This is a genomic window from Candidatus Acididesulfobacter guangdongensis (assembly GCA_004195045.1).
Classification (GTDB): Bacteria; SZUA-79; SZUA-79; order Acidulodesulfobacterales; family Acidulodesulfobacteraceae; genus Acididesulfobacter; species Acididesulfobacter guangdongensis.
Window position 1 is genome coordinate 109,948 of record SGBC01000001.1, and the last position, 15,120, is coordinate 125,067.

Sequence of the window (15,120 nt, forward strand, 5' to 3'; positions counted from 1 at the left end):
ATTTCGTATTTTACCTTAATCCTGCAGTAGAAAATTATCTACTTGGAAAAGGTGTCAGATTAATTTTTTTGCAAATATTTTCTTTGTTAATTGAAGTATTCCACATGCAAAAAAATAAGATCTGACACCTTTTCCTTAATATTGATTTTTTATATCGTATATTTATTTATTTTTAATTTATTTTTAATTTTAACTATATTTACAAAATTAAATTCATTGCATTATACTTGATTTGTAGTATAATTTCAATTATTAAATAACGTTGTTTGATAAAAACATTATCTGACAAAAAAATATAAACAAAAACCGGGGAAATTTAATATGCAAAAATCTAATATGCGTAAATTTAAAAAAATAAAATTAATGCTGGTTGTATTCATAATTATTATGGTTATGAATTTTCTGACAGGGTGCGCCCTTTTAGTTGTAGGAGGATTAGCCGGAACAACGGGTTATTTAGCCGCAAAGCAGGGCTACGGGGTGCAATCTCCCGTAACTAAAAAATAGTGAAATAATGCATACGCCAAAAAATACGCCAAAAAGATATACCGTATATTTAAATCTTTTTATTTCTATTATTATGGGGGTCTCGGCTCAGATTCTTATGAAGTACGGAATGGAAAGCGTAGGTCATATAAATAATTTGTTTTCAATAAAAATTATTTATATGTTCTTAAATATATTTGTTTTATCCGGAATAATATCTTATCTTATTTCTATGTTTTTCTGGATAAACGTATTGTCAAAAATAGACCTTTCGGCTGCCTATCCTTTTGTCAGCATAGGAATTATCCTTACAGTATTGCTTGCGGCTGTCATGCTGTCCGAAAAAATAACGGCTCAGAGATGGATAGGTATATTTATCATTATAATAGGCGTTTATATTATAGTTTCTACACATAAAGTCAGTAAATAATAAAATAAAATAATAAAATAATAAAATAAACAGGATAATGCAAAACAAGGCAGAGCAGGCATAAAAGCCGGCAAAAACAAATAAGAACAAGGCAAAAACAAAAACATCGGCAAAAACAAATAAAATCACGCAATATACTAAAATACGGATATTTTAAAATGGAAAAAATCATTCGCTCAAGATTTAATGAATCGAAAGAAATAAATCGTCTTATTTCAGAAAATAACGATATTATAAATAAAATACAAAAATTTGCAGAAGTGATTATAGAAAGTTACAAAAACGGCGGTAAACTTTTCATAGCCGGAAACGGCGGCTCAGCAGCCGATTCTCAGCATATAACCGCAGAATTAGTCTCAAGATTTTATAAAGAAAGAAAGGCGCTGCCTGCAGAATCGTTGAACGTCAATACGTCAAACTTAACTGCAATAGCAAACGATTATGATTTTTCGGAAGTTTTCTCAAGACAGCTTGAAGCAAACGCAAAAGAAGGAGATATTTTTTTAGGTATATCTACATCGGGAAATTCTAAAAATATAATAAAAGCATTGAAAATATCGAAAGACATGAATATCGCAACATTGGGTTTTACCGGAAAAGGCGGCGGCGAAATGGCGGAGATGTGCGACAATATAATAATGGTGCCGTCCTCAAATACTCCAAGGATTCAAGAATACCACATAACAATAGGACATATTATATGCGAGCTTGTCGAATCTTCATTGTTTCCTGACTGATGCGAGCTTCTACGACCTTATTACGCCGGCAAAAAATTACCGGCAATTACAGTAAAGCCGCTTGCGTCAGCTATGGGAGAATGTCAATACAATAGATTTAATAAGAATAACTGCCCAAACAAACTATTTTTGTCTCAGGCACTGTCTAAGAAATAACCGAATGCAGCGATAAACAATAAATGCAATTATAATAAATTATAATATTTGCTCAGCAGCGCCATGCTTATTAATTCAAAATAAAATCAAAACGGTGACAAATCCGATATATTAGCGGTTTCAAACAGAGAAGAATATAGTTTCATAGCATATAAATCAGTCATCCCGCTTATATAATCCGCACATATTTTGTATAATTTGTCTTCGTTGTATTCATCGTAAAAACCGTTATTATAAAGTTCCTGAAAATCATCCGGATAAAGTTTCAGAGTCTCATCTTCTTCGCCTTCATAGTTTCCTCTTGAGGAAAATTTGTCAAATAATTTGATTAAGATATGCTTGGCTTTATTTCTATTAAATAAAATATTTCGATTCTCCATTATCAATTTATATGAAATAGTTTTTAACGCTTGAATTTCTTCATTTATATTATTTTTCCCAACGACGCTGTACTTATAAGAATAATCGTTTGCAGTATCCAATCCCGGAATTCCGTCTTCTATTAAATTAAAAAAATTAAAAAGTTCTGAATTATTATCGGCAGATTTTAAAAAAATGTTATTGTTAGATAGGAAATTAGCAGATTTAAAAATTCCTTTTCTTTCGGTTATATCGATATTAACTATAAATTTTGATATATAATTTGAAAAAAATTCTTTTAATTTCATTTTTATTTCAAGCTGCGGCATTTTTGTAGTATTTATTTTAAAAATATTACCTAAATTACTGAAAAAAACATCAATGCTTTTTTTATTTTTTTCATTAGCGTCAAATTTTATTTTATTATACCCGTTAATATCGACTAATTTGGATTCCACTCCGTCCTCAAGGTCGTGCGTAGCATAGGCTATATCATCTGCCGCGTTTAGAATCTGGCACTCTAAGCTCCTCGTCAATTCAAAGAAATATTCTTTAACGGAGCTGTTTGCGTTTAACAAATTATAATTATTTTTTATAAAATATATAAATTCGTCTCCATGCAGCCTTCTTAAAATAAATTCGTCTGAATCATATATAAAATGTTTTTTTTTATCGGAAAATTTAAAGGGGAGTTTATATTTAAGTATTCCGTCAATAGTTTTAAGGCATGGATTAAGTCCGCACAGTCTTATTTTTCCGTCATTACCATTGTCGTATAATTTTTTTTCCAGAAAATTAAGTATTCTAATATTCTGTCCGTTAGCTTCAAAACCGCATCTGCCTTCCGTCAATTCAGATAGCTTAGAGTTTATGATTTCTTCGCCGAGATGACCGAAAGGCGGATGCCCTATATCATGGGCCAGGGCTATTGCTTCTATAAGATCAAGACTGATATTCAGTCCGTGTTTGTTATTAATGTTAGCAGCAATAGCACGCGCTATCTGAGATACTTCAAGTGAATGGGTAAGCCTGGTTCTATAATAATCAAGAGTGAACACCCCGAAAACCTGCGTTTTATTTCTTAATCTTCTAAAGGAACTTGAATGTATTATTCTATCCCTGTCTATCTGAAAAGGATTTCTTAATGAAGGCTCCTTTTTTTTATAGCTGCAGTCGTCAAAAACCCGTTCCGCATTAAAATAAATTTTATCTTTTCCGCTGCCGCCGTCCGCAAAATTATAATAAGATTCGATCATTTAAAAACTGCCTCATTATTGATAATTAATATCGATATGTTTAGATTTCACTCTAAAAAACTTGCTTTTATTTTTTATTTTATTTTTTAATAAATATATTTTTTTTATTAAATCAATTAATCTAAATAAAACTAAAAAACTTGCTTTTATTTTTTAATAAATATATACTAAATCAAAAATTTTTTTTAAATTTTAAAAATATAATACAATAATAATACAAAACAATTATATTTACAAATATTATATATATATGCGGCTTATTTAAAAGCTGCATTACATACTTATTTGTTCAGTGAATTTAATATCATATATACAGTGAATTTAATATCTAAATTTTGCTAAACGCCGAATGCTGTGTTTAAAAAAATATTTAAGAATACATTATTAAGGAGACATTATGACGACGGAACAAAAAATTGCGAATAAAGAAGCTAAAAATATAGACGTGCTGCATGAAGACGCTGCGGATTTAATCGAGTCGGGCGACCCTGATTTCACGCCGGAAGAACTCGCTGCAATAAAACAAAATTTAATTGCAATGAGAAAAGCTCTTTTAAAAGAAATAGATATGAGCATTAAGGAGGGTTCTTCTAAAGACACTACTGAACCAAGCGGAGATATATACGATATTTCCTCAAATGAAAGAGACCGTGAATTGTCTTATATGCTTGGCGATAGAGAAAGAAACAAATTGAGAGAAATAGATAACGCAATTTCTAAAATTGAAGACGGAACATATGGCATATGCGATGAATGCGGAGAAATTATTTCTAAAAAAAGATTGTCGGTTATTCCTTATTCTAATCTATGCATAGCCTGTAAATCAAAAATAGAAAAAGAAGAAAAAGAGAAGTTAAACGACAGCTATTCCGATAATTTTAATGCGATAGCAATTTTAGACGAAGATACGACATATAATCATACGGAAGAATAATACGGAAAAAAACAATTTACCTGAACATCTCCGTTTTCTTTTAGCTCTGGTTCATTATTAACACATTTGTCTTCTCTTCTGCCGCATAACTTATAATATACGCAGCCTCGGCTATTTTTTTCAATTCCTGCGTTTATATTGTTTACATTAATATTTCCGGCATCAGCAAATTGCAATATATTTTTTGGACCGTATGCCAGAATCGATTCTAATAAGACTTTTGAATAGGGATGCAGAGGACCGTCGAAAAATTTATCTACAGGGGATATTTCCATGATTTTTCCGCCGTACATGACACAGACTTTATCAGCCATATGTCTCACTAATCTTAAATCGTGGGTTATAAATATATAAGTAAGATTATTTTTTTCATGTAAATCTAAAAGCAGATTTAATATCTGAGCTGAAACAGAAACGTCAAGAGCTGACACCGGCTCATCGAGCACAAGAAGTTCGGGATTAACCGATAAACTTCTTGCTATAGATATTCTCTGCCGCTGCCCTCCTGATAACTCATGCGGAAATTTGAAAACATAATTTTCATCTAACCCTACTTTTTTAAGCATCTGCATTGAATATTGCAGAGCATCTTTTTTTTTAATGATTTTATTTTTTATTGCCGGCAACGATACAATTTTATAAATCTTTTTTTTGGGATTTAGCGAAGAATACGGGTCTTGGAACACTATCTGAATTTTTTTTCTCAAATCTAATTTTTTTAAATTATAATTTAATATATTGCCTTTATAAAAAATTTCACCGGAAGACCTGTTTGTAAGTCCTAAAATTAATTTTGACAATGTCGATTTCCCGCACCCTGTTTCGCCGACAATTGAAAAAATATCGCCTTTGTAAACCTTAAAAGAGACATTGTCTACAGCTTTTATAATATTTTTTTTAAAATTAAATAACGAACTATAGCCGGAATAATGTTTACTCAGCTTATTGATGCTTAACACCTCAGAATCCTTGCCGTTATCCATAAAATAGAGTTATAGAATTATATAGTTGTAGAGTTATAGAGTTATATTATTATAATTATAATATAGATATAATATAATATAGATACAATATAGATATATTGCAATTATATAGTTAATTATAATGTAATAATTAGCTATATAAGAAAGAAAAGAAAAGGTGTCAGACACCTTTTCCGAGTAACTTTCTATTGCAGGATTAAATACAATATAGATATATTGCAATTGCATAGCTAAATATAATTTAATAATTAGCTATGCAATTCTTTTATTATATATTTACGCATCTTGCAAATCTCCCACTGCCTAATTTTAACAGCGGAATTTCATTTAAACATCTTTCGGTCTTTTTAAAACATCTGCTGTAAAACCGGCATTTTCCCGATTTAAAATCACTCTGGCTCAATGAACCAGGAATTACAAAAAGTCTTTCACGCGGAGCATAATCTTTTGATAAACCTGGAACTGATTTCGTTAAAGATATTGAATACGGATGCGCCGGATTATTTATTATATCTTCAGTTAAGCCATATTCCATAATTTGTCCTGCGTAAAATACTATCGTTTTATCAGAAATATTTCTTGCAATGCTTAAATCGTGCGTTATAAATAATACGCTGACATTTTTTTCGAACCGCATTTTTTCAATCAGGGCAAGAACCTGAAGCGAAGTTTTTACGTCTAATGCTGTCGTCGGTTCATCGGCGACAAGCACAGCCGGCTCAAGCACCATTGCCATTGCAATCATAACTCTCTGCCTCATTCCTCCCGACAGTTCATGAGGATAAGAATTAAAACGGGCTTTTCCGTCAATCCTCATAAGTTCAAGATAATGTATCGCAATGTCGCAGGCATCTTTTTTTTTCATTTTTTTATGCGCTAAAATTGCTTCAATGATTTGATCTCCTACTTTTATAACAGGATTTAACGAAACATTGGGGTCTTGAAAAATCATTGAAATTAAACGCCCTCTTACACCGCTTAATTGATTCTCTTTTAATTTTACAATATCAACTTTTTCAAAACCGCCCGAATCTGATATTGATATACTGCCTGATGAAATCTCGGATATGTAAGGAGGATTAAGCCTCATTAGCGATAAGCCTAAAAAAGACTTTCCGCTTCCGGATTCGCCCACAACGGCAATTATTTCTCCATTTTGAACGCTGAATGAAACGGAATCTGCAACATTGAAGAATTCTTTTTTTTTAAAATCTGTATAAAGTTTTACGGTCAAATCGTCAATTATCAAACTCATTGTGACATTTTTATTATATTATTTTTATATTTTTATTATATTATTTTATATTTTTATTATATTATTGTATCGTTTTTATATTATTTTTATATTATTTTTACATTTTTTTTAGAATAGGCACAGATAATAAATTCAGACCGGACTCAAGAATTATTTTTACCGAAATAAGAAACATAATCCTGCTGTACACAAAATCAGGTTCAAGATTCATAAGTTTATAATTTTGATAATAGCTGTTAAAAAGTGCGGCTACATCTAATAAATATGAGCTTATTGCGGATGGCTCATCATGAGATGCCGCATCTTTTATTATATCTTCAAACAAAGACAGATGCTTAACAATTTCAAATACTAAATTAAAATCATGGTCGTTTATGCTGCAAAAATCTTTTTTTTCCGCATCTGCAATAATATTAGAAAACGTTTCAGAAGTATACGGATTTTCTATTTTAATTTTAAATGAATATTCTTTATTCAGCTTTTCAATAAGACTATTTATTCTGGCGACTGAATATTGCAAATACGGACCTGTCTGCCCTTCGAAAGAAAGTACATTGTCCCAATTAAAATTTACATCAACATTGCGCCGTGTCTTGAGGTCGTTAAATATTACAGCTCCCACGCCGACTTTTAACGCTATGTCATCAATATCAGCATCGGCATCAGTACTGACATTAGCACTGACATCAGACGAAGCAATAGACATACCGTTTTCCGACTTATCGGCAGCGCTGACGTTTGACGTATATTGTTTATCTGCCTTAAGTTTCAGCAGCGCTTTTTCTTTAGCTTCATTAATATAGTCTTCTAAAAATACGAGATTGCCTTTTCTTGTGGACATTCCTATTATTCTGCCAAATTTTATATGATGCAGTTTGCCTGAAATTTCGGAAGCATATCTAAAAAATAAATCAGAATCGATTGCCGTATTTAAATTTATACTATCATATTGTTCAATCTGTTTATTATTTTTAATAATTTTAAATATATTAAACAACTGGCTGAAATGGAGAGACTGCTCTGAGCCCACGACATACAGCATTTTATCAAATTTAAACTTTTTAAATCTCAGCATAGCAGTAGCAATATCGCGAGAAAGATAAAGCGTTGTTCCGTCGCTTTTTGCGATTAAAGCAGGTGTTTTTTCCATAGGAATTATAACGGCATCCATACTTCTTTCCGCAATCTTTGTTTCCAATAATATATTTACAAGATTAACGGCGATTTTTGACGCTTGAGACTCCCCTTCGTAAAAATCAAAAGATACATTGATTATATTATAAATGCGCTTAAATTCTTTTATGCTTAATTTTCTGAATAATTTCCATAAATATAATTCGCCGGAAATCTCTTTACCGGCGGTTTCATTTTTATCTTCATCTCTGCTTTTATATTCGTCTCTACCTTTATCTCCATCTCTGTCTTTATCTTCATATTCTTTAGTATTATCGTATTTACGCTCCTCAGCGCTATATTCTCTAAAATTGTCATTGCAGAAGTTATAAACATCGCCATTGATATTATTATCATAGTTGTCTAAATCATCTGCAATATCGTCAAACAGTTCAGATACATCATCTATTCCAATAATTGATTGCTCAAGTTTTTTAAATCTGAGCCTTGCTTCATCATCAAGCTCAGGGTTATTTTCCGATTCAGAATGAAATTTTACATACAATTTATATAAAAACTTTATGGGGTCGTTTTTAAATTCAGTTAAATCAAGATTAGCATTTCTGAAACGGCAGAATGCGGTTATCAGCTTTCCGAATTGCGTTCCAAAGTCTCCAAGATAGTTTATTTTTACAGTCTTGTACCCGCAAAAATCATAAATACGCGCGAGACTCATACCTATGACGGTCGACCTTAAATGTCCTACGCCGAAAGGTTTTGCTATATTTGGAGAAGAAAAATCTATTATTACCGTTTTGCCTTTCCCTGAATAGTTTCTGCCGTAATTATTTTTTTCGGCTAATATTTCTGTAATAATATAATTGGCAAATTTCTGTTTGTTAACATAAAAATTAATATATGCCCCTTTAGCATCGGCGGAAACAAAATATTGCTTAAAATTTTTTAATATATCATTATTATCATTGTCATTATTATTATCATTATTATTATTATTTGTAATTTTATCTATTTCTGCTGCATTATTGTCAGGCAGGTTAATTATATATGAATATATGAAATCGACTATTTTATTTGCAAGAGCTTCGGGCTCTCCTTTGAAACCGTTCTGTTTTAAATAATATGAAGGAATGCAATAATCACCGTAAGACGCATCCGGCGGCAGCTTAATGAGTTTTTCGATTTCGGCGGTATCAATCTTGCTTAAATCAATATTTGTATTAAAATATATACTGTTTTTATTTTCTTTATCTTTGGCGGCATTTTCATCTTTATCGGAGCCTAAGTTTTCAATTAATTCTTTATTTATTATGATAAGATAAACAATAAGAACTAAATTAAATTTAAAAATATTACCTGATGATTCAGCTGTTTCCGTCATTTTACGCTAAGTTTTCCGATTTTAAAGTTGTATTATTTTATTTATATATAATTATGCTATTTTATACAAAAAACACAAAAAATAAAAGTTAATAATTTAATAAACTCAATTTAAAATTAATTATGCAAATGTGAATATTTACTTTAATCCTGCAATAGAAAATCATCTGTTCGGAAAAGATGTCAGATTAATTTTTTTGCAAATATTTTCTTTGTTAATTAAACTACTCCATACGCAAAAAAATAAAATCTGACACCTTTTCCTTATAACCCATTGATATTATTATATTTTATTTTTTATTTTGCAGTCCGCATAGACATTTCTATTGCCTCATAAATATAGTAATATCAATGTGTTGCTGATAATTATGGTGAAGTTGGGTTAAGAATATAAATTAAAAATTTTATTTCTAATTTATCCTTTTATCTGATAAAATATAAATATATATAATATATTTTAAAGTGCATGGTGCCAAACAATATTGTTGAGTTGCGATACGGATTATAATACGGTAGAATCAGCAATAAAATATGACGGCTGCAAAATTGTAATACAAAAAAGAAAGAGGTGAATATAAATTGAGCACTAATAAAAACGATAATGAAAATATAGACGAAAACGGCGCTAAATACATATGTCAGGCGTGCCCGTACATTTACGATCCTGCAAAAGGAGATCCTGAAGGCGGCATTCCGCCGGGTACTCCTTTTGAAGACATACCGGATGACTGGGTTTGTCCTATCTGTCTTGTTGACAAAACACATTTTGTTCAGCTTAAAGACAAGAAATAGTTTGCGTTATATGATATTTTCTATCGCAGGGTTAAGGCATATAGTTCAGTTTGATATTATTTAAATTTTAAATATTATTTAATTTATATTATTAAATTTAATTTAATTCAATTAAATGGAGATTATTAGATGGATAAATACCAGTGCGAGGTTTGCGGATATATTTACGACCCTGAAAACGGGGACAGTATAGGGGGCGTTGAACAGGGTACCGCTTTTAAAGACCTGCCTGACGATTGGGTATGTCCGGTATGCGGAGCAGATAAAACGCATTTTGTAAAATTATGACGGACAAATGAATATAACCCCGATCGACAACGGAAAAATAAAAACTTACCTGCTTAAAGATAGACCGTCTAAAGTAAATATCAATTCTTTTGCTAAAAGATTTAACAAAGGCGGTTCTTTTAATGATTTTATTAAGATATTGCCTGATTATTTAGCCGCAAGCGATATTAAAGAGCTTTCAGAAGAAATAATAGCCCGGCACAGAAAAGGTTCTTTCATTGCCGTCGGTATGGGCGCTCACGTGATAAAAGTAGGGCTTGCTCCAATACTAATCCATTTAATGGAAATTGGTCTCGTTAACAGCATAGCATTGAACGGAGCAGGAATTATACATGATTTTGAGATAAGTTATAGCGGGAAGACATCGGAAGATGTATCGGCTGAAATAGACAGCGGCTTGTTCGGTATGGCAAAAGATACTGCGGAATTGCTTAATAATGCTATCAGTGAAGGCGCTGCGGAAAATAAAGGCATAGGCGAAAGCATAGGCAGGTTTATTTATAATTCTGATTTTAAAAATAAAAATTTAAGTATTATAGCAAGAGCATATGAGCTTGGCGTACCTGTCACGGTTCACGTGACTATCGGAGCGGATATTATACATATGCATCCTTCTGCAAACGGCGAAGCAATCGGAAAATCAAGCCTTATAGATTTTAAAAAATTTACATCTATAGTTTCTAAGCTTGACGGAGGAGTGTATTTAAATATCGGTTCCGCCGTAACTATGCCTGAAATTTTTCTTAAAGCATTGACGCTTTCAAGAAATCTCGGATTTGCGGTTAATAATATCGTTACGGCTAATATGGATTTTATACAACATTACAGACCGAATGTTAACGTACTTAGAAGACCTACTCAGCAGGGAGGAAGATTTTTTTCCCTTACCGGACACCATGAAATAATGCTTCCTTTGCTGTATTCAATGCTGATTGACAAATTATAGTATTTATTATAATATATAACTCAATATATATTATTTATATAATATATTATTTATTATACATTAATTAGTATATTGTATTAAAATTATATATTTACCGCCGGTTGCCGTAAATCCCGTGCTTTAGCAATGTGGAGTATGTCAAAGGCGTTAATTATACCTTGTTAACATTCAAATCAAACTCCTTAAAATTAAATTAAGATTAAAAAGGTGGTCAAGATGAAACATAATTATCTGCTAAACGATATATGCAGCGATAAAAATATCGGATTAAGAACAAAAAATCGTCTGGCTAACGGCGATGCACATTATTTAATACTTGCTGATCCCGCAAGAAATAATATTCAATTAATAATTTACCAGCTCTTCATTATCATATCCTGCATGCTGCTGCTGCTTTTTATAAATGTTTCGACAGCTTCGGCTCATACAAATTTAACGCAGAGAACAATCGCACATCTTGTGAATGCTCAAAGGGTTCAGGGTAATCCTGATGCAAATGTTACCATTGTTGCCTATACCGATTTTCAATGTTACTGGTGCAGGAAATTTGAAGAATTAGACCTGCCGTATTTAATAAAAAATTATATTAATACCGGAAAGGTATATCTTATCTATAGAGATTTTCCTTTAACGCTCATTCACCCTTTCGCTTTCAAAGCAGCTAAGTATGCTGACTGTTCAGCCTTGCAGAGCACAAAACATAATAATAAATATCTTAAAATAAGAAACCTGCTTTATAAATATCAGTCAAAATGGAGCACAATAGGCGATATTTATTATTTTTTGAAAAAAAATGATAAAGGACTGCTGAATATGAAAAAAGAGCAGTCATGCGTGAAGCATAACGTAACCGTCAGTCTCATAAAGCAAAACATAAAAAAAGGAACAATGCTCGGCGTCACAGGAACTCCAACATTATTTATATATAAAGGTCTGGAGTTAGTAAAAACTATAAGGGGATACCAGCCAATCGGCAAATTAAATAAACTGCTACAAAAAATAGCAGGATAAATATTATAGACAAACAATAACAATACTTAGAAATATTATTATCATTTTAAAATTATACTTTTTAAAACCTTATCCTGTATAAACATAAACATTGCAGTCAGGTAGTATACTCAAATATTTGCCGTTATATAAATTTTTTTGTTTTCTGAATTATCAGGTATGGTTTTACAATTATTTATTAATTTTTCGACAAATATTTCCGTTTTATTTAAAGCATCATAAGGGTTGATTCCTTTAGTCAAAAGAGCCGCCATCATTGCGGAAAATGCGCATCCTGTTCCGTGAATCTGCTTGTCTGTAATAATACGCCTTTTTTTGTATGATGCGAACTCATTGCTTTCAGTTAATAACAAATCTGTTATCTCTTCGTCTCCCGCGCAATAACCGCTTCGTACAGCATTATTAATGCAGCGGTTTTCATTATTGTAATCGGCATCATCTATCGTTATACCGCCATACTGAGAGTGAGAGCCTCGTAAATGCGAACCTTTTATTATTATATTTTTAATGCGGCGATATTGCTTTTTTATAGCAGCTGCTGCATCTTTCATGCAGTCAAGATTTTTGATTTCTAGACCAGAAATGATTTCTGCCTCGTTAATATTAGGCGTAATAACTGTTGCAATATTCAATAAATGTTCTAAATAACCTGCATCGAAATTGCCGCCGTTAAAGCCGCTCTTATTTCTGCTACCGCCTGCTCCGGTATCCCCTAATCTTACACCTGAAGTAGATACAAATACAGGGTCTAAAATAACATCTTTTACGTTATACTTTTTGATATAGCCGGCTAAAACGACGCTTTGCCGTTCGCTTCCGATAAGCCCTATTTTAACGGAATCAATCTTAAAATAATCGAATATCGCTTTAAGTTCATAATCAAAAAAATCGTCGTCGACAGCGGTAATTTTATATATATTATCCGGATTTTGAGCAGTAAGCACACTTATTGCCGACAACCCCAATATATTCAATTTTGAAAAAATTTTCGCATCAGACGTAATTCCTGCACCGCCTGAACCGTCGTATCCTGCAACCGATAAAATTTTTTTCATATTCTTATCTATTTAAAATAACTGTTGTTATTGTTTGTTTTATTAACTTTTATTGGTTTATTGTTTATTTTATCAATATTGTTTATTTTATTAATATTGTTTATTGTTTTTTTGATTAAACAGATTTATTCAATTTATACTCTCTTATTGTTTTAATCTTATTTAAAACTTCGTTTATACCGTAAGTATTTAATACATCATTCTTTGTTGTCCACCCCTTTCTGGCTGCGTTTACGCCATATTCTATAACATCAAAGCCTTTTTTATTATGCGCGTCAGGGTTAATTGAAAGCATAACCGATTTAGAAATTGCTTCTTTAATGTATCGCCAGTCAATATCAAGCCTTTTAGGATTTGCATTGAGTTCAACTATCGTTTTGTATTCGCTTAGAGTATCTATAACAGCGGAAATATTAACCTCATATTCTTTTCTTTCCAGAAGCAGCCTTCCCGTTAAATGCCCGAGCATAGTCGTGTAAGGATTTTTTATTGCCTTCATTATTCTTGCGGTCATATCTTCTTTATGCATATTGAATCTGGAATGTACCGAAGCTATCACAAAATCTAACTTAGAAAGCGTCTCGTTTCCATAATCAAGGTCGCCGTTTTCTAAAATATCGGATTCAATTCCTTTTAGTATTGTAATTTTTCCTTCATATTGTTTATTCAGTCTGTCGATATGTTCAATTTCAGAATTTAATTCATCGGCACTGAGCCCGTGAGCATAGGGCGCGGAAACTGAATGGTCGGTTATGCCTATATACTCAAAACCCAGTTCTAAAGCAGTTTTAACCATTTCTTCCAAACTTTCTTTCCCATCGGTATAGGATGTGTGTACGTGAAATACACCTCTTATATCTTTAATGTTTATCAGCTCGGGAATATCGTGCTTCAGAGCCTCTTCTATCTCTCCTGCGCCCTCTCTCAGTTCAGGCGGAATAAACTGCATATTAAAAACATTATAAAAATCTTTTTCATCTGCAACTATTATTTTATTATATTCCGTCTTGTAAATTCCATATTCATTTATTTTATAACCGTGTTTTTTTTCACGGCTTCTCAATTCTTCATTGTGAAGTTTTGAACCTGTAAAATGATGCAGGGCGTATATATAATCTTCCGGCGGTACTATCCTTAAATCAACACGCATACCGTTTTCCAGTACAATGCTTATTTTTGTATCTCCGTTAGATTCAATATGCGCTATTTTATCGTATTTTAAAAAGACTTCCGCTATTGCCGAAGATTTTGATGCAATTACGATATCTATATCGCCTACTGTTTCCAATTTCCTTCTTAATGAACCGGCTATTTCAATGTTTGATATTAAACTGCCGGCTGCTTCTAATAAATATGAAATAATCAGACCTGCTTCCAGCTGCGCTTCTGGATACAAATATCTTTCTTTAAAGTTATTATATTCTTTTATAGATTCGGTTAAATTGCTTACGGTTTTTTCTCCAAATCCATCGAGATAGAGTAATTTTTTATCTTCAAGCGCCGTTTTTAAATCCGCAATATTTTTTATTCCTAATTTTTCATATAAAATCTTAGTTTTTTTTGGACCGAGTCCTCTTAATTTTAACAATTCAAAAATACCTTCAGGCACAGATTTTTTTAGCTCTTCATAATAAATCAGCCGTCCTGTTTTAACTAATTCTTCAATTTTAGAGGCAATATCTTTGCCTATTCCGGGAATTTTTGACATTTCGCCTTTCAAAACTGCATCTTCAATATTTCCGGGAAATTGGCTTATAACACGTGATGCGTTTAAATATGCCCTTATCTTAAAAAGATTATCGCCTTTAATTTCAAGCAATTCAGAAATTTTTTCAAATATTTCAGCAATTTTTTCTTTGTTTATGCTCATTTTTTAATCAGTTTTTTAATTAGAGACAAAGACTTATTTATTTATTATTA

At 31.7% G+C, this 15,120-nt stretch carries 14 protein-coding genes; 8 read left to right on the forward strand and 6 right to left on the reverse strand.

The genetic code is table 11. The features are described from left to right. The first annotated feature begins 321 nt into the window (after positions 1-321). The 3 genes from EVJ46_00570 to EVJ46_00580 all read left to right on the forward strand — a co-directional run bounded on the left by EVJ46_00570 (position 322) and on the right by EVJ46_00580 (position 1,653). Positions 322-507 carry a hypothetical protein gene (locus EVJ46_00570; GenBank protein RZD16770.1) on the forward strand — a complete coding sequence of 62 codons (186 nt, stop codon included), beginning with the start codon at positions 322-324 and terminating at the stop codon, positions 505-507. Positions 508-514: 7 nt separating this feature from the next. Beyond that, positions 515-916 carry a hypothetical protein gene (locus tag EVJ46_00575; protein RZD16771.1) on the forward strand — a complete coding sequence of 134 codons (402 nt, stop codon included), beginning with the start codon at positions 515-517 and terminating at the stop codon, positions 914-916. A gap of 158 nt (positions 917-1,074) precedes the next feature. Continuing rightward, a complete protein-coding gene (locus EVJ46_00580; protein ID RZD16772.1) occupies positions 1,075-1,653 on the forward strand; it encodes an SIS domain-containing protein in 579 nt (192 codons plus the stop codon). Positions 1,654-1,895: 242 nt separating this feature from the next. On the opposite strand, the gene dgt is transcribed toward EVJ46_00580, so the two are convergent. Further along, positions 1,896-3,425: a dNTP triphosphohydrolase gene (gene dgt / locus EVJ46_00585; protein RZD16773.1), complete on the reverse strand. Its 1,530-nt coding sequence runs from the start codon at positions 3,423-3,425 to the stop codon at positions 1,896-1,898. A 397-nt stretch (positions 3,426-3,822) separates the two neighbouring features. On the opposite strand from dgt, the gene EVJ46_00590 reads away from it, so the two are divergent. Further along, a complete protein-coding gene (locus EVJ46_00590; protein RZD16774.1) occupies positions 3,823-4,359 on the forward strand; it encodes a TraR/DksA family transcriptional regulator in 537 nt (178 codons plus the stop codon). Here EVJ46_00590 and EVJ46_00595 read toward each other — a convergent pair. From EVJ46_00595 to argS, 3 genes are all read right to left on the reverse strand, one after another. Continuing rightward, complete coding sequence (locus tag EVJ46_00595; protein RZD16775.1) at positions 4,344-5,342, reverse strand: ABC transporter ATP-binding protein; 999 nt, start codon at positions 5,340-5,342, stop codon at positions 4,344-4,346. The two genes, EVJ46_00590 and EVJ46_00595, sit on opposite strands and share 16 nt — an antisense overlap. Positions 5,343-5,610: 268 nt before the next feature. After that, complete coding sequence (locus EVJ46_00600) at positions 5,611-6,597, reverse strand: ABC transporter ATP-binding protein (GenBank protein RZD16776.1); 987 nt, start codon at positions 6,595-6,597, stop codon at positions 5,611-5,613. Positions 6,598-6,694: 97 nt separating this feature from the next. Beyond that, the gene (gene argS / locus EVJ46_00605; protein ID RZD16777.1) at positions 6,695-9,109 is read right to left on the reverse strand and encodes an arginine--tRNA ligase; all 2,415 of its coding nucleotides are present in this window, start codon (positions 9,107-9,109) and stop codon (positions 6,695-6,697) included. 608 nt (positions 9,110-9,717) lie between these two features. Between argS and EVJ46_00610 the strand changes: the two genes are divergently transcribed. The 4 genes from EVJ46_00610 (at position 9,718) to EVJ46_00625 (ending at position 12,145) form a co-directional block, all read left to right on the forward strand. Then, the gene (locus EVJ46_00610; GenBank protein RZD17434.1) at positions 9,718-9,900 is read left to right on the forward strand and encodes a rubredoxin; all 183 of its coding nucleotides are present in this window, start codon (positions 9,718-9,720) and stop codon (positions 9,898-9,900) included. 129 nt (positions 9,901-10,029) lie between these two features. Further along, positions 10,030-10,188 carry a rubredoxin gene (locus tag EVJ46_00615; GenBank protein RZD16778.1) on the forward strand — a complete coding sequence of 53 codons (159 nt, stop codon included), beginning with the start codon at positions 10,030-10,032 and terminating at the stop codon, positions 10,186-10,188. A 7-nt stretch (positions 10,189-10,195) separates the two neighbouring features. Beyond that, positions 10,196-11,134, forward strand: coding sequence for a hypothetical protein (locus tag EVJ46_00620; GenBank protein RZD16779.1), 939 nt, complete (start codon positions 10,196-10,198; stop codon positions 11,132-11,134). Between the two features lie 216 nt (positions 11,135-11,350). Further along, positions 11,351-12,145, forward strand: a complete 795-nt coding sequence (locus tag EVJ46_00625) for a DsbA family protein (GenBank protein ID RZD16780.1) — start codon at positions 11,351-11,353, stop codon at positions 12,143-12,145. A gap of 110 nt (positions 12,146-12,255) precedes the next feature. On the opposite strand, the gene EVJ46_00630 is transcribed toward EVJ46_00625, so the two are convergent. Together EVJ46_00630 and polX are read right to left on the reverse strand one after the other, a co-directional pair. After that, positions 12,256-13,200, reverse strand: coding sequence for a hydroxymethylpyrimidine/phosphomethylpyrimidine kinase (locus EVJ46_00630; protein RZD16781.1), 945 nt, complete (start codon positions 13,198-13,200; stop codon positions 12,256-12,258). Between the two features lie 115 nt (positions 13,201-13,315). After that, on the reverse strand, positions 13,316-15,064 hold the full coding sequence (gene polX, locus EVJ46_00635) for a DNA polymerase/3'-5' exonuclease PolX (GenBank protein RZD17435.1): 1,749 nt from the start codon (positions 15,062-15,064) through the stop codon (positions 13,316-13,318). Positions 15,065-15,120 lie beyond the last annotated feature (56 nt).

Bases quoted from the DNA above. Each gene is read 5' to 3' on its own strand.
- EVJ46_00600 (RZD16776.1), bottom strand. From the start codon at position 6,597: ATGAGTTTGATAATTGACGATTTGACCGTAAAACTTTATACAGATTTT.
- argS (RZD16777.1), bottom strand. From the start codon at position 9,109: ATGACGGAAACAGCTGAATCATCAGGTAATATTTTTAAATTTAATTTA.
- EVJ46_00570 (RZD16770.1), top strand. From the start codon at position 322: ATGCAAAAATCTAATATGCGTAAATTTAAAAAAATAAAATTAATGCTG.
- EVJ46_00590 (RZD16774.1), top strand. From the start codon at position 3,823: ATGACGACGGAACAAAAAATTGCGAATAAAGAAGCTAAAAATATAGAC.
- dgt (RZD16773.1), bottom strand. From the start codon at position 3,425: ATGATCGAATCTTATTATAATTTTGCGGACGGCGGCAGCGGAAAAGAT.
- EVJ46_00575 (RZD16771.1), top strand. From the start codon at position 515: ATGCATACGCCAAAAAATACGCCAAAAAGATATACCGTATATTTAAAT.
- EVJ46_00615 (RZD16778.1), top strand. From the start codon at position 10,030: ATGGATAAATACCAGTGCGAGGTTTGCGGATATATTTACGACCCTGAA.
- EVJ46_00625 (RZD16780.1), top strand. From the start codon at position 11,351: ATGAAACATAATTATCTGCTAAACGATATATGCAGCGATAAAAATATC.
- EVJ46_00620 (RZD16779.1), top strand. From the start codon at position 10,196: ATGAATATAACCCCGATCGACAACGGAAAAATAAAAACTTACCTGCTT.
- EVJ46_00595 (RZD16775.1), bottom strand. From the start codon at position 5,342: ATGGATAACGGCAAGGATTCTGAGGTGTTAAGCATCAATAAGCTGAGT.
- EVJ46_00580 (RZD16772.1), top strand. From the start codon at position 1,075: ATGGAAAAAATCATTCGCTCAAGATTTAATGAATCGAAAGAAATAAAT.
- EVJ46_00630 (RZD16781.1), bottom strand. From the start codon at position 13,200: ATGAAAAAAATTTTATCGGTTGCAGGATACGACGGTTCAGGCGGTGCA.